Below are 13,762 nucleotides of genomic sequence, written 5' to 3' on the forward strand. Positions count from 1 at the left end.
GTGGGTGGCGTTGCCGTCCTGGTCGGGAACGGTGAAGGCTTCGCGGAAGCGGGACAGGGCCTGCTCGCTGTCGCCGGAGGCCCATGCCTCCAGGCCGACGGTGCCGCGGTAGCCGAGCTCGTCGAGGGCCCGGGCGACGGCCGGGTAGTTGATCTCGCCGGTGCCGGGCTCGCAGCGTCCAGGGACGTCGGCCACCTGGACCTCGCCGATGAGCGGACCGGCCCGGCGCAGCAGCTCGATCAGGTTCCCCTCGCCGATCTGGGCGTGGTAGAGGTCGAGCATCATCCGCAGGCCGGGGCGGCCGACGGCCTCGACCAGGGCGAGGGTGTCGGCGGCGCGGGCGAACGGCACCCCGGGATGGTCGACGGCGGTGTTGAGGTTCTCCAGGCAGAAGGTGACCCCGGCCCGCTCGCCCAGCCCGGCCACCCGCTCCAGGGTCCGGGCCGCGGCCATCCACATGGCCCCGGTGACCTCCTGGACCGGCCGCACCGGCAGCCCCCGGTCGTCCAGCCCGGTGCCGTGGAGGTTGAGCCGGGGACAGCCGAGCCGCTCGGCGACGGCGACCGACCGCTCGGCCGAGGCCAGCAGCTCGGCCGCGCCGTCGTCGTCGGTCAGGGTCCCGGTGGCGTAGCCGGTCATCGACGAGAACACGGCCCCGGTCCGGGCCAGGGTGTCGACGTCCTTGCCGGTCCAGTCCCAGATCTCGACCTGGAACCCGAGGTCGGCGATCCGCCGGACCCGCTCGGGGACCGGCAGGTCCAGGAACACCATCTCGGCGCAGACGGCCAGGTCGAACATCGCATGCTCCTGGAGAAGGGGGCGCCCTCCGGGGCCAGGGGCCGGCGGTGGGCGCCGTGGGCGTGGGACGTCAGCTGGTGGCGGTGGCCTGGCGGGAGGCGGCCGGCTCGATGTCGGCGGCCTCCTTGCGGCCGGCCGTCTTGAGGATGATCACCGCGGCCGCGGTGACCACGGTGCCGATGAGGATGGCCAGGATGTAGAGGAGCGGCTTGCCGATCAGGCCGACCACCCAGATGCCGCCGTGCGGCGCCCGGGAGGTGTTGCCGAAGCCCATCACCAGGGCGCCGGTGACGGCGCTGCCCAGCATCAGCGACGGGATCACCCGGAGGGGGTCGGCGGCGGCGAACGGGATCGCCCCTTCGGTGATGAACGACGCCCCCAGCAGCCACGCCGCCTCGCCGGCCTGGCGCTCGGGCCTGGTGAACAGGTGCTTGCGGACCACGGTGGCCAGGGCCAGCCCCAGCGGCGGGGTCATGCCGGCGGCCATCACCGCGGCCATGACCTTGAGGTTGTCGCTGGCCAGGGCGGCCAGCCCGAAGGCGTAGGCCACCTTGTTGACCGGCCCGCCCATGTCGAAGGCCATCATCAGGCCGATGATGATGCCGAGCAGGATCGCGTTGCTGCCCGAGAGGCCGTTCAGCCAGTCTTCCAGGCCGCTCTGCAGGGCGGCGATCGGCTGGCCGATCACGACCAGCATCAGCGCTCCGACGACGAAGGTCGATACCAGCGGGATGACCACCACCGGCATGATGCCGGCCATGCCCCGCGGCACCTTGACCCGCTTGATGGCGATCACGACCGCGCCGGCCAGCAGGCCGCCGATCAGCCCGCCAAGGAACCCGGCGCTGATCTCGACCGAGATCAGGCCGGCGACGATGCCGGCGACCAGGGCCGGCCGGTCGCCCATGGCGTAGGCGATGAAGCCGGCCAGGATCGGGACCAGCATGGAGAAGGCGACGGCGCCGATCTTGAACAGCAACCCGGCGTACCCGGCCTGCACGATCAGCTTGGACAGGTCCTCGACGGCCTGGTACTCGGTCCCCTCGAAGGTGCCGCCGTTGACCTTGTTGGCCACCTCGGGCCCACCGAGCAGGAAGGCCAGGGCGATCAGGATGCCGCCGGCGGCCACGAACGGGATCATGTAGCTGACCCCGGTCATCAGCCACTGGCGCAGGCGGGTGCCGAGGCCGGCCGACTGGTCGACCTTGGTCTCGGGCCGGGCGGCCGTCTCCATGGCCACCGATTCCTGGGCCTCGGCGGCCGCGCCGGCCACCACGCCGCCCGCGCTCCCGGTCCTGGCGGCCGCCTCGGCCTCGGCGATCAGGCCGGGGGCGTCGTTGATGGCCCGCTTGACCGAGGTCTGGACCAGCGGCTTGCCCGCGAACCGCTCGCGGTTGCGGACCTCGACGTCGGCCGCGAACACCACGGCGTCGGCGCCGGCGATGTCGGCGTCGGCCACCGCCTCGGCCCCGGCCGCGCCCTGGGTCTCGACCTTGATGTCGTGGCCGGCGTCTTTGGCGGCCTGCTCCAGGGCTTCGGCCGCCATGTAGGTGTGGGCGATCCCTGTGGGGCAGGACGTCACGGCGACGATCTTCATTGCCCCAGCACCTCCTTCTTCACCAGGCTGACGACTGCCTCAGGGTCCGGGGCCTGGTGCAGGGAGTCCCGGAACGAGGGGTGGATGAGCTTCCGGGCCAGCTTGGCCAGGATGCCCATGTGCTCGGCGCCGCCGCCCTCGGGGGCGGCGATCAGGAAGATGAGGTGGGCCGGCCCGTCGTCGGCCCCCCAGTCGATGCCCTGGGCGCTGCGGCCGAAGGCCAGCGTCGGCTCGACCACGGCCACCGACCGGCAGTGCGGGATGCCGATGCCGCCCTCGATGCCGGTCGGCATCTGGGCCTCGCGGGCCCGCACGTCGGCCAGGAACTGCTCGAGGTCGGTGACCCGCCCGGCCGCCTGGAGCCGCTCGGCGAGGGCTCGGGTCGCCGCACCGCGGTCGGTCTGGGTCAGGTTGAGGTCGACCAGGTCGGGGGTGATGAGGTCCGCCATGGGCGTCAGCTCCGTTCCTTGAGAGGGCGGTCCGGGTCGATGCGGTCGGCCAGGGTGACCGCGCCGCGGTCGAGGTCGTCGGGGGTCGGCATGCGGCTGCCGGGCAGGCTGGCCGCGCCCGCGCCCCAGGCCAGCGCCTCGGCCAGGGCCGCGGGGCCGCGGCCGCCGCCGGCCAGGAAGCCGGCCAGCATGGAGTCGCCGGCGCCGACGGCGCTGCGGGGCCGCTCCACGGTGGCCGAGCCGAAGGTGGCGCCGGTGGCGTCGACCAGCACCGCCCCGTCCGCCCCGAGGCTGGCCAGCACGGCCCCGACCCCCCGGCCGCGCAGCTCCTCGGCCGCGGCGACCACGTCGCCGACGGTGAGGAGCGACCGGCCGGTGGCCTCGGCCAGCTCCTCGCGGTTGGGCTTGATCAGGTCGGGGCCGGCGTCGAGGGCGGCCACCAGGGGGGCGCCGCTGGAGTCGATCGCCACCTTGACCGGGGCGCCGCCCAGCCGATCGACCACGCGGGCGTAGAAGTCGATCGGGGCGCCCGGCGGGAGGCTGCCCGTGCAGGCCAGCCACTCGGCCTCGGCGGCGGCCTTGACGGTGGCCGCGGTCACGGCCTCGATCTCCTCGGCGCTGAGCCGCGGGCCGGGCTCGTTGAGCTTGGTCACGGTGCCGTCGGGCTCGACCACGCTCACGTTGGCCCGGACCGACCCGGCGATGGGGACGACCACCACCGGGACGTCGAGCGGGGCGAGCAGGGCGGCCAGCTGCTCGCCCTCCCAGCCGCCGGCCGGGAGCACGGCCGTGGTCTCGCGGCCGTTGGCGGCCAGGGCCCGCGACACGTTGACGCCCTTGCCGCCGGGGTCGACCCGGGTGGCCCGGGCCCGCAGCACCGCCCCCCGGTGCAGGGCGTCGACCTCGATGGTCCGGTCGACGCTCGGGTTCGGGGTGAGGGTCACGATCATGCGCGCACCACCGTGGGTCCGGCCGCCTCCAGCCGGGCGGCGACATCGGCGTCCAGTCCGGAGTCGGTGATGAGGATAGCCACCTCACGCAGGTCTCCAAACCTGGCGAAATGGGTTGCTCCCACCTTGGTGTGGTCGGCCAGCACGACCACCCGCCGGGCGGCGGCCAGCATGGCCCGCTTGACGGCCGCCTCGTCCGGGTCGGGGGTGGTCAGGCCGCGCTCGGGTGTGATGCCGTTGGTGCCGAGGAAGGCCACGTCGACGAAGGTGTCGCCGAGCACCCGCACGGCCCCCTCCCCGACCGCCGCCTGGGTGCGGCCGCGGACCCGGCCGCCGGTCATGAGCACGGTCAGGCCGGGGCGGACCGACAGGCCGATGGCGATCGGCAGGCTGTTGGTGACCACCGTCAGGTCGCGGGTGGCCGGGAGGATCTCGGCCAGGCGGGCGGTGGTGGTGCCGGCGTCGAGCAGGATCGAGCCCTCGACCGGGAGCTCGGAGAGGGCCGCCTTGGCGATCCGCTCCTTCTCGGCCCGCCGGACCGCGTCCCGGGCGGCCAGCCCGGGCTCGAAGCCGAGCCGCTCGACCGGCATGGCCCCGCCGTGCACCCGCCGGAGGACGCCCTGGCGCTCCAGTGCCGACAGATCGCGGCGCACCGTCTCGGGGGTGACGGCCAGCTCGGCGGCCAGCTCGGCCACGTCGACCCGTCCGGCCTGGCGGGCCTGTTCGACGATGCGCTGCTGGCGCTGTTCGGCGAACACTGTGGTCTCCTGTCCGTTTGTTTTTTGTTTTTCTTTGTATAAGCCCGTTCATGTCCGTTGTCAAGGCCAAGCTTGGACGATAGGCGGAACCGAGCAAAGCTGCGCCGTCGATCAGCCCCAGACCCAGAGGCCGACCCCGGCGGCCACGCCGGCCACCACCAGGGCCTCGGGCCAGCTCCTGGTCCGGAAGGCCAGGGCGCCGAGGAACACGGCCCGGCGGCGCCGGAACGGCCACCACAGCGGCACCCCGGCGACGGTCAGCCCGTCGGCCAGCACGTGCGACAGCGACCCGGCCAGCACGGCCAGGGCGAGCAGGGGCCCGGCCGTCTCCCCGTTGAGGGCCAGGTTGGCGGCGTGGACGGCCGCGGCCAGGGCCAGGCACCAGACCAGCGAGTGGGTCGGCCCGCGGTGCCCGGGGGTGAGCCGGTGCCACCAGCGGGGCAGGAGCCGGCCGACGGCGGCGTGGGGATGGTCGATGTCGGGCAGCAGCCCGGCCAGCCCGGCCACGATCCCCCCGGCCAGCAGCGGCGCCCCGGTGGCGTGGGCCACCGCCACCCCGGCGGCGGCGCCGAGCAGGGCATGGCTGCGCTTCATCATGGCCGCAGTCTCGCCGGGCGGTGCGACAGCCAGCCCCCGGGGCTCAGTGGTGCTCCGGGTTCTCGAAGTCGAAGCGGCAGCCGGCGTCCCACTCCGAGCGCTGGTTGCCGTGGGCCGGGATCCCGCCGGACCGCTTCAGCAGCGCCCCCAGGTGCATCAGGTTCCAGGTCGCGAAGGTGGTGTTGCGGTTGGTGAAGTCGTTCTCGGGGCCGCCCGAGCCGGGGTCGAGGTAGGAGGGGCCGGTCCGGCCTCGCCGATCCAGCCGGCGTCGGCCTGGGGCGGGATGGTGTAGCCGAGGCGCTGGAGGCTGTCGAGGAGGTTCATGGCGCAGTGCTTGATGCCGTCCTCGTTGCCGGTGAGCGGGCAGCCGGCCACCCGGCCGTAGTAGGCGTACTGGCCGGCGTCGTTCAGCAGGCTGGAGCAGGCGTACAGCCGCTCGATGACCCGCTTGGTCACCGAGCCGTTGTCGCCCAGCCAGATCGGCCCGCACAGGACCAGGATGTCGGCGGCCAGCACCTGGGGGTAGATGGCCGGCCAGGCGTCGGTGGCCCAGCCGTGGGTGGTCATGTCGGGCCACACCCCGGTGGCGATGTCGTGGTCGACGGCCCGCAGCTGCTCGACGGTCACGCCGTGCCGCTCCATGATGGCCACGCTGACGTCGATCAGCCCCTGGGTGTGGCTGGGCTCGGGCGAGCGCTGCAGGGTGCAGTTCAGGTACAGGGCGCGCAGGTCGTCGAAGCGCCACTCGCCGGTGTCGGTGCTGGTCGGGTCCGTCATTGAGCCTCCTGGGTCGGGTCACCAGCGGGTAGCAAACAACACCTGGACCAGCAGTGTCTGGCCAACCAGCAACCCGACCACCACCCGGACCCGGACTCGCCAGGCCAGCAGCTGGCGGACTACCGGGACCAACACCAGGGGCACCAGGAACTGGAAGATGCGCTCGACCTCGCCCTTGGTGAACCCCCAGGAGGCGGCGGCCACCAGGGTGGCCAGGGCGGCGGCATCGACCGACATCCAGGCGCGCTCGCGGACCACACCGGCGACTCTGAAGGCCAGGGCGGCCAGCAAGGGCACCCCGAGCATGCCCGCGAAGGCGAGCAGGTCGCCGGGCAGCCAGTGGACCAGCGACCGGCCGGCCGACCCGGGGGCGGCCTGGTAGGCGCGGTGGACGGCCAGCACCGCGGCCGGCATGTCATAGCCGGTGGCCAGCCACAGGCCGCCGGCTAGGGCGACCACGACCGCGCTGGTCCCGGCGGCCCAGCGCAGCACCCAGCTGCGGTCGGCGCGGAGCTGGCCGGCGGCGCGGACGCCCAGGAAGACCAGCAACAGCACGGCCGCGTAGGTGAGCATCGAGGAGGCCCACAGCAGGACTCCGCCGGCGACCGTCCAGGCGGCCGAGCGCCGCACCAGCCCCCGATGGGCGGCCAGGGCGGCGCCGCCGAGCACGGCCGCGAACACCGCGTCGGCCGAAGTCGCCAGGTACAGGACCACCCCGGGAGCCACCACCCACAGGGCCAGCGCGAGGCGGCCGCCCCGCTCGCCCAACTCGTCGCGGGCCAGCCCGCCGGCCGCGACCGCCCCCAGCGACCCGATCGCGACCGTGGCCAATGCGGCCGCCGTCAGCCCGGGCCAGGCCCGGGCGACCAGGGCGTACACCACCATCGCCCCGGCCGGGTGGCCGGAGGCGTGGCTGGGCAGGCCGGGTAGGCGGCTCGGGAACTCGCGCAGGAACGTCGGGAGGGCACCGACCCGACCGACCCCGGTCGGGTACTCCCCGGCGTAGTCGAACGGCGCCCACCATGCGGCCGGCCCGCTGGCCAGGGCAGCGACGGCCAAGGCCATGGCGGCAGCCAGGGCGGCCGAAGCAGCCACCCGCCAGGGCCAGGCGGTCCGAGCGCGGTACAGGACAAGCACCGCCGCCACCGTGGCCGCCACCACCGGCAGCGTGGCCGCCGCCCATCCGGGCGCAAGTTGCGGGTCGGGGAATACATAGAACGGGAAGCTGAAGTACCAGGGCACGCTCGGGACCTCGAACCCGACCCGGCCCCAGCCGCGCAGCCACAGCGTCCCCAACGTCCCGGCCACCAGCACCACGACCGCCGCCGCCACCGTCGCGCTGGCGAACACCGGGTCGGGTCGGTCGCCGGGGCGGTCCCGGGTCGCGGGCGGCCGGCCGGTCCGGCCCCCACGGTCCGGCCGGCGCTGCCCGCCCGGCCCCCCCGGAGCTCCCAGCCCGCCCAGCACCCGCATGGGACCGAGGCTAGCCGCGAGCGGTTCGGCCGGGGGTGGTACGGGGGATCCGTCACCAGCCTGTAAGGGCAGCGCGAGAGGCTCGTCAGGGTCGGCCCCGACACTGGGCGGCATGGACCTGTCCGGTGTCACCGTCGTGCTCCCTGCCCTCGACGAGGCCGCGGCCCTGCCGGCCGCGCTCGCCTCGTTCCCACCCGGTGTCGACCTGCTGGTGGTCGACAACGGCTCCCGCGACGACACGGCGGCGGTGGCCGCGACCGCCGGGGCCCGGGTCGTCACCGAACCCCGGCGGGGCTTCGGCGCCGCCTGCTGGGCCGGCGTGCAGGCGTCACCCGGCGCCGAGGTGGTGGCCTTCGCCGATGCCGACGGTTCCTTCGACGGCGCCGACCTGGCCGCGGTGGCCGGGCCGGTGCTTTGTGGCCAGGCCGACCTGGTGGTCGGGTCGCGGACCATCGGCGTCAGGCAACCCGGTGCCATGACGGTCTTCGCAGTGGTGGCCAACCGGACGCTCGGGCTGGCCTGCCGGCTGCTGTTCGGCGTCCCGCTCTCCGACCTCGGACCCTTCCGGGCCATCCGCCGCGACACCCTGCTCGCCCTGGGCGTCCGTGACCGTGGCCAGGGCTGGCCGCTGGAGATGATCGGCCGCGCCGGCCAGGCCGGCCTGCGGGTGGTCGAGGTCCCGGTCCGCTACCGGCCCCGCGCCGGCGGTGCCAGCAAGGTATCGGGATCGCTGCGCGGCAGCCTCCACGCCACCGCGGTCATGGCCGCCGTCACCTGCCGGCTGCTCGCCGAACGGTCCCGGGCCGGCGGACGACCAGCTGCGGCGAGGCGGCCAGCGGCCGAGACCCGGTCCCGGGACGCCGGCCGGTGACGCCGGCCGGGGCGGCGCGCGGGCAGCGCCGAGACGCGTTGGCCGTGATCGCCAAGGAACCGGTGGCTGGGCTGGCCAAGACCCGCCTGGTGCCGGCCCTGGGGGCGGCAGGGGCGGCCAGGGCGGCGTCCGCCATGCTGGCCGACACCCTGGCGGCGGTCCGCGCCAGCGGCGCGGAACCCTGGCTGTGCTTCGCGCCCGTCGAGGCCAGGGAGCGGCTGCACCGCCTGGCACCCGGGTTCGGGCTGCTGGCCCAGGCCTCCGGCGACCTCGGCGACCGCCTGGCCGCCTGCCTGGCCGACCTCCTCGGGGCGGGCGCCGACCGAGTGGCCATGGTCGGCGCCGACACCCCCCACATCCCGGCCGCCAGCTACCGGCGGGCGTTCGCCCTGCTCGACGAGGCCGACATCGTCCTCGGCCCGGCCCTGGACGGCGGCTACTACCTGGTCGCGGCCAAGGCATCCCGGCCCGAGCTGTTTGTCGGCGTCCCGATGGGCACCGAGGTGGTCCTGACCGAGACCTTGACCCGAGCCACCCGGGGCGGGCTCCTCGTCGCCCTGCTGTCGCCGCTGCGCGACCCGGACCGGGTCGCGGACCCGGCCGCCGCCCTGGCCGTCGGCGACCAGGACGCCGCCCCAGCCACCCTCGCGGCCGCCACCGAGCTGCTCGCCTCCGCCCGGGCCGCGATCCGGTGACCACAGCGCCCGCGGACGACCTCCTCGGCACGGCCATGGTGGACTTCGCCGCCGGCCGGCGGTCGCCCCTCTGGCTCCGGGTCGCGCCCGGGCGCCGGCTTCCCCACGACCTGGCCACCTACTTCGCGTCCGTCACCTCCCACGAACGGGCGCTGCTCGACCTGGCCGAGGAGCCGGTGCTCGACGTCGGCTGCGGCCCAGCCCGCCACGCCCGACTCCTGCAAGCCCGAGGCGTGACGACGATCGGGCTGGACCGGTCGCTCCCGGCCCTCAGCCTCGCCCGGGCGCTCGGGCTGCGCCACTGGCGGCACGCCGACGTTTGCTCCGGGTCGCTGCCGCCAGCCCGCACGGCCCTGCTGCTGGACGGCAACCTCGGCCTGGCCGGAACCCCGGCTGGCGCCGCGCAGCTCCTGCATCGCCTGGCCACGGCCTGTGGGCCAGGCGGGCGACTACTCGTGAGCGGACGCGCTCCTCGCCATGGGAGGCTGCGAGCCATGGTCGTCCGAGATGAGTATCTGGGTCGGGCCGGGCCATGGGAGCGGTGGCTGCAGGCCGGACTTCCGGCCGTCGTCGACCTGGCCGCCCCGGCGGGCTGGCGCCTCCGATACGTCTACGTCGCCACGGCGGGCGCCGACTACTGGGCCGCCCTATCCCTCGACGGCCCTTGGTAGCGCGACCGGCCGGCCTGGGCGCGGTGTCGCTCCGCGCCGGATCGGTCCTGGCGGTGCTGCTGCTTGCAGCGGCGATCGGTGGCTGCTCGAGCACTGGCCCGCTAGGCAACTACAAGGCGGCGCGAACGCTGCACCTGGCGCCAGATGGACGGCTGATCGTCACCGACCTGGGCTCGGGGAGGAACGACGGCACGGTCGTGGCCGTGGAGGTGGCGAGCGGAAGGCAGACCGTGCTCATGCGGGACCTGCCGTCGACCCGCCACAGCGGGCAGGCCCACGCCGACCTTGCCGGCCCAAGCGGGGCGGCCATGGCCGCCGACGGGACCGTCTGCGCAGCCATCGGCGACGTCACCGCGCTAAACGCCGGGTTCGCCGCCCTGCGCTGCACCAGCGGTCTGACGGTCGACCTGGAGGCGTTCCAGGCCAGCAACAAGCTGCCGAGCAACCCCTACGACGTCGTCTCCGATGGCGGCGAGGGTTGGTACGTCAGCGACGGAGCGGCCAACAACGTCGTGCACGTCGACCGGACTGGCGAGGTCACGATCGCTGCCTACGTTCCAGACCTCACCGCGAGTGCGCTCGGCGGCCGCCACGGCCAGGGGGTTCCGGCCGGATTGACCCTTGGCCCGGACCGCACCCTGTTCGTTGCCCTCTACGGTGGGGCGCCGTTCGACGGACCCTCGGCAGCGGTCGTCTCCCTGACACCGGACGCCGCCACCCGGCCAGGCCGGGTCAAGCCCAGGCTGGTCGCGCTGGTGCAGCACCCCATCGCCCTGGCGATGACCCCGACGGGCTGGCCGTGGCGGATTATGGCGGGGCCCCAGGCGAGCGCGGCAAGGGCGAGCTGCGCCTGCTCTCCGGCGTCGGCACGGCTGCGGCCGACGGTCCTGGCCCGCTGCAACCAGTCCGCCGTAGCCGGCTGCTCGCCTCCGGACTCGACCGACCGACCGGCGTGGCCAGGCTGCCGGACGGTCGCTGGGCCATCGCCGAGACTGGCCACACCAGGCTCACGGTCCTCAGCAGCAGCCGCGCCTGACGAGCCGGCGTCAGGCCAGCGATCAGCCGGGGCTGAAGTGGCGGATCAGCTCTTGGGCGTAGTAGTCCTCCCAGCGCTGGTCGGGGCGGCGCTCGGTGTACTCCTTGTCCAACCGCACCAGCAGCCAGGTCAGCTCGCTGCGGACCACCGTGCCACCCAGCAGCTCTGGCAGCTCCGACAGATTGACCAGCCACTGGGCATACCAGGACGCCCAGTCGTCATCGGCCCCGTCGCTGATCCGGAAGACCAGGTGGTGGGTCTCGGCCGCCTCGTGCAGCAGGTCGCTGACCCTGGTGTGGCGCTCGTCCATCGGCGGGCTAGCCCGGGAACGGGCTGACGAGCTGGAAGTAGTTGTCGTCGGGATCGGCGAAGGTGGCGATCCAGCCCTCAGGGTCCTCGTCGGGCTGGTAGGGCTCCTGGACGACCGTGGCCCCGGCCGCCTTGAGCCGCTCGAACTCGCCGTGGACGTCGGGGGTCTCCAGGTTCCAGATCAGCCGGCCGGGCTGCGGGTTGGGGCCCTGCACCTGGTCATGGGGACCGACGGTCACATAGCCGCTGCCGAGCTGCCAGCCGACAAAGTCCCCGCCCGCCCAGCCCGGCTCGCCGAACAGCCTGGTGTAGTAAGCGATCAGGCGCTGAGGGTCCTGGGACCCGATCAGGATGCCGTTGAGGTTCATGTGCCCACTTACCTCGGCTTGGCGTAGTCGTCCATGTCCTGGGAGAAGTCGACCGTCACCCAGGGCTCGTCACCGACAACCCAGGCGTCGTGCCCGGGCTGGATGACGTAGCCGTCGCCGGGGCCGACCCGGGTCTCAGTCCCGTCTTCGGCCTGGACGATCGCCGACCCGGACACGCAGTAGCCCTCGTGCAGGACCATGCACCGGTCGGTCCCGGCGATCGGCTTGACGTCGTTGGACCAGCGCCAGCCGGTCTCGAAGCGGGCCCGGCCGATCATGGTGTCGGCGATCCTCACCATCTCGACGGCGCCGTTCGGGAACGAACGTGTCTCGTCCGGCTGATCGAGGCTCCGCACCTGCACGGTCCCCATCGCACACCCCCCTCAGGTCGCAGGAGCAGCAAGTCTAGCCCGGGCAGATCCGGTGGTCGAGGACGTCACAGCGCCGTGCGCCGGCGAACCGGTTTCTGTGCCGTGAGGCTGGCATAGGCGACGTGGCCGAAGAAGGAGTGGGCGGTCACCCCGCCGCCGGGCCTCGGCCTTGAGGGCGTCGGCCAGCTCCTGGCCGATGCGCCCCGCTGTGGCCAGCGGATCCGCCCCACGGTCGGCGATGCTCAGCATGTAGTCCGGCTCGGAGGTCTGGACGAAGCCGTGGCTGCGTAGGCGTCCCTCGGCGAAGCCGGCCTGGTGCACCATCGCCGGCAGGCAGCGTACCACCCATGGATCGGTGATGTAGGCGGGCGTGAACGCCGCCACGCAGGCCTGCAGCAGGTCGAAGTCGCCGGTGGCCACGGTGATGGTGGCGTAGTCGCCATCGAAGGCGGCCAACCAGCCGCCGGCTCGGAGCACCCGGAACGCCTGTCCGAGCACCCGCTCGGGTCCGGGCCGATGCGACAGCACCCGGTGCACGACGACCACATCGAAGGACGCATCAGGGAGCGGCAGGTCGCGCCCGTCCGCCTCCTGGAACGACAGGTTCGAGATGCCGGCGGCGAGCTCGCGGGCCTGGGCCAGCAGGATCGGCGACGGGTCCACGCCGAGGACCTGGCCCACCTTCGGACGGGCAGCCAGCAGGCGGCTGATCGCGCCGGTGCCGCAGCCGATCTCCAGCACACGGGCGTCGGGCGGAAAGGCGACATCGGACAGGTAGGCTGCGACCATGGCCTGCTGCTGCGGGTCGCTGGCACTGACCTCCATGGCGTTGGCGACCTGCTCGACCGCTGCCGGGTCGACCTCGGTGATCATCGCGTACACGTCCGACATACACACATCACCTCTGTACCGGCTCAGCCCACGGAGGCATCGGGTCCTCCGCTACGCGGGACGCTCCCATGGCAGTCTCCGGACCGCCAAGAACGTTACGGTGGGCGAACCGAGCGGGCTCGCCCACAGCCCTCGCGTTGGCCTGCGACGAACGATGCTGGCCGTCTCTGCCCGGCCCCGTAACGAAGCACCTGGCAGCGAAGACAATCTCCTGGAACTGACCGCCCGACTCGGGAGCACCATGGAGGGACCAGCCGAGTTCGACCCAGAATGATCGGAGTCGCCGCGGTGGCCGTCGTGGCCGCCACCGCTGCCGTCGCCTGGTTCCAGCCGCAGAAGCTGTTGATCGACGAGCGGGTCGACGAGGCGCTCCCGGCGGCAGTGGCGCCAGGGGGTGGCCCACCGGACTCAAGCCCGGGCCGGCCGCCCACCTCAGCGGCCGACACCGAGCCGAAGATCCTCTCGACCAGCTCCTTCCGTTCCCTCGGCCACGCCACCTCCGGCCGGGCGGTGGCCCTGGCGTTGGCCGACGGGCGGCGCTTCCTGCGCCTGGACGACCTGCGCACCAGTAACGGCCCTGACCTGTTCGTCTACCTGTCCGCGCCGACGCCCCACGTGCCACCTTTGACGATGACTTCGTCAATCTCGGTCGGCTCCGAGCCAACCAGGGCAACCAGAACTACGAGATCCCGGACGGTGTCGCCCTTGACCGCTACCAGAGCGTGGTGATCTGGTGCCGCCGGTTCACCTACGCCTTCGGCGCCGCGGCGCTGGAATGAGACCCTCGGACCGGCGGGCGGGATCGGCCGGCATGCCGACCTGACCTCCGCTGTCCCGAGGGGCGGCGTCCAGGTAACGCAGGACCCGCACGGCCCGCTGCGCGGCCGGCAGGGTTTGGACGGCCCGCAACTCGCGTTGCTGCAGCGTTTCTTCTCACACAGCTTGAGCTGGACGGGTGGCAGGACCATCAGTTCGTTGCTGACCTTCGTTTCGACGTGGTCGACCTCCAGGACCAACTTCGGTCCCTCGCGGCCCACCAGCCGCACCGCCGTACATGACGAACAGGTGAGGCCAGCTCTTGGATTCGGCATAGACGTTCACGACGGCCTCTCTTGGCCCCGCGGTCTCCACCGTTCTGCTTCGGCAGGCCC

The 13,762-nt window shown here is 73.6% G+C and carries 14 protein-coding genes and 3 pseudogenes; 5 read left to right on the forward strand and 12 right to left on the reverse strand.

Annotated features, from left to right (window positions below; genetic code table 11):
- The 8 genes and pseudogenes from VF468_10970 to VF468_11005 all read right to left on the reverse strand — a co-directional run.
- Positions 1–798: TIM barrel protein (locus tag VF468_10970; GenBank protein HEX5878827.1), on the reverse strand; the 798-nt coding region annotated here is incomplete at its 3' end.
- A gap of 70 nt (positions 799–868) precedes the next feature.
- On the reverse strand, positions 869–2,395 hold the full coding sequence (locus tag VF468_10975) for a fructose-specific PTS transporter subunit EIIC (GenBank protein HEX5878828.1): 1,527 nt from the start codon (positions 2,393–2,395) through the stop codon (positions 869–871).
- Positions 2,392–2,844: a fructose PTS transporter subunit IIA gene (locus VF468_10980; protein ID HEX5878829.1), complete on the reverse strand. Its 453-nt coding sequence runs from the start codon at positions 2,842–2,844 to the stop codon at positions 2,392–2,394. Before VF468_10980 ends, VF468_10975 begins: the two co-directional genes overlap by 4 nt.
- A 5-nt stretch (positions 2,845–2,849) precedes the next feature.
- Positions 2,850–3,794, reverse strand: coding sequence for a 1-phosphofructokinase (pfkB, locus tag VF468_10985; GenBank protein HEX5878830.1), 945 nt, complete (start codon positions 3,792–3,794; stop codon positions 2,850–2,852).
- Positions 3,791–4,552 (reverse strand): DeoR/GlpR family DNA-binding transcription regulator, encoded by a 762-nt coding sequence (locus VF468_10990; protein HEX5878831.1) that lies wholly within the window; start codon positions 4,550–4,552, stop codon positions 3,791–3,793. The genes pfkB and VF468_10990 overlap by 4 nt, the downstream gene beginning before the upstream one ends.
- A gap of 111 nt (positions 4,553–4,663) precedes the next feature.
- Positions 4,664–5,149 (reverse strand): metal-dependent hydrolase, encoded by a 486-nt coding sequence (locus tag VF468_10995; GenBank protein ID HEX5878832.1) that lies wholly within the window; start codon positions 5,147–5,149, stop codon positions 4,664–4,666.
- A 43-nt stretch (positions 5,150–5,192) separates the two neighbouring features.
- Positions 5,193–5,926: pseudogene (locus VF468_11000) on the reverse strand (NAD(P)H-dependent oxidoreductase).
- A gap of 18 nt (positions 5,927–5,944) precedes the next feature.
- Entirely contained in the window at positions 5,945–7,399 is a 1,455-nt protein-coding gene (locus VF468_11005; GenBank protein HEX5878833.1) for a hypothetical protein, read from the reverse strand.
- Positions 7,400–7,511: 112 nt separating this feature from the next.
- Between VF468_11005 and VF468_11010 the strand changes: the two genes are divergently transcribed.
- From VF468_11010 to VF468_11020, 3 genes are read left to right on the forward strand one after another with little or no spacing between them, the layout of a single operon-like run.
- Positions 7,512–8,270, forward strand: coding sequence for a glycosyltransferase (locus tag VF468_11010; GenBank protein ID HEX5878834.1), 759 nt, complete (start codon positions 7,512–7,514; stop codon positions 8,268–8,270).
- A gap of 44 nt (positions 8,271–8,314) precedes the next feature.
- On the forward strand, positions 8,315–8,965 hold the full coding sequence (locus VF468_11015; GenBank protein HEX5878835.1) for a TIGR04282 family arsenosugar biosynthesis glycosyltransferase: 651 nt from the start codon (positions 8,315–8,317) through the stop codon (positions 8,963–8,965).
- Positions 8,962–9,636 carry a class I SAM-dependent methyltransferase gene (locus VF468_11020; GenBank protein ID HEX5878836.1) on the forward strand — a complete coding sequence of 225 codons (675 nt, stop codon included), beginning with the start codon at positions 8,962–8,964 and terminating at the stop codon, positions 9,634–9,636. Before VF468_11015 ends, VF468_11020 begins: the two co-directional genes overlap by 4 nt.
- A 1,058-nt stretch (positions 9,637–10,694) precedes the next feature.
- On the opposite strand, the gene VF468_11025 is transcribed toward VF468_11020, so the two are convergent.
- Genes VF468_11025 through VF468_11040 form a run of 4 tightly spaced genes read right to left on the reverse strand, consistent with a single transcriptional unit; the run spans position 10,695 to position 12,611 of the window.
- A complete protein-coding gene (locus VF468_11025) occupies positions 10,695–10,982 on the reverse strand; it encodes a hypothetical protein (GenBank protein HEX5878837.1) in 288 nt (95 codons plus the stop codon).
- Between the two features lie 7 nt (positions 10,983–10,989).
- On the reverse strand, positions 10,990–11,349 hold the full coding sequence (locus VF468_11030; GenBank protein HEX5878838.1) for a VOC family protein: 360 nt from the start codon (positions 11,347–11,349) through the stop codon (positions 10,990–10,992).
- A gap of 8 nt (positions 11,350–11,357) precedes the next feature.
- Positions 11,358–11,720 (reverse strand): cupin domain-containing protein, encoded by a 363-nt coding sequence (locus tag VF468_11035; protein HEX5878839.1) that lies wholly within the window; start codon positions 11,718–11,720, stop codon positions 11,358–11,360.
- A gap of 12 nt (positions 11,721–11,732) precedes the next feature.
- Positions 11,733–12,611, reverse strand: a complete 879-nt coding sequence (locus tag VF468_11040; GenBank protein ID HEX5878840.1) for a methyltransferase domain-containing protein — start codon at positions 12,609–12,611, stop codon at positions 11,733–11,735.
- A gap of 270 nt (positions 12,612–12,881) precedes the next feature.
- Here VF468_11040 and VF468_11045 point away from each other — a divergent pair.
- Positions 12,882–13,160: pseudogene (locus VF468_11045) on the forward strand (electron transporter).
- Between the two features lie 134 nt (positions 13,161–13,294).
- A pseudogene (locus tag VF468_11050) lies at positions 13,295–13,390 on the forward strand (DM13 domain-containing protein).
- Positions 13,391–13,762 lie beyond the last annotated feature (372 nt).

Source organism: Actinomycetota bacterium (genome assembly GCA_036280995.1).
Taxonomy (GTDB): Bacteria; Actinomycetota; CALGFH01; order CALGFH01; family CALGFH01; genus CALGFH01.

Coding starts and splice junctions, on each gene's coding strand:
- VF468_10975 (HEX5878828.1), bottom strand. CDS start 2,395: ATGAAGATCGTCGCCGTGACGTCCTGCCCCACAGGGATCGCCCACACC.
- VF468_10980 (HEX5878829.1), bottom strand. CDS start 2,844: ATGGCGGACCTCATCACCCCCGACCTGGTCGACCTCAACCTGACCCAG.
- pfkB (HEX5878830.1), bottom strand. CDS start 3,794: ATGATCGTGACCCTCACCCCGAACCCGAGCGTCGACCGGACCATCGAG.
- VF468_10995 (HEX5878832.1), bottom strand. CDS start 5,149: ATGATGAAGCGCAGCCATGCCCTGCTCGGCGCCGCCGCCGGGGTGGCG.
- VF468_11005 (HEX5878833.1), bottom strand. CDS start 7,399: ATGCGGGTGCTGGGCGGGCTGGGAGCTCCGGGGGGGCCGGGCGGGCAG.
- VF468_11010 (HEX5878834.1), top strand. CDS start 7,512: ATGGACCTGTCCGGTGTCACCGTCGTGCTCCCTGCCCTCGACGAGGCC.
- VF468_11025 (HEX5878837.1), bottom strand. CDS start 10,982: ATGGACGAGCGCCACACCAGGGTCAGCGACCTGCTGCACGAGGCGGCC.
- VF468_11030 (HEX5878838.1), bottom strand. CDS start 11,349: ATGAACCTCAACGGCATCCTGATCGGGTCCCAGGACCCTCAGCGCCTG.
- VF468_11035 (HEX5878839.1), bottom strand. CDS start 11,720: ATGGGGACCGTGCAGGTGCGGAGCCTCGATCAGCCGGACGAGACACGT.
- VF468_11040 (HEX5878840.1), bottom strand. CDS start 12,611: ATGTCGGACGTGTACGCGATGATCACCGAGGTCGACCCGGCAGCGGTC.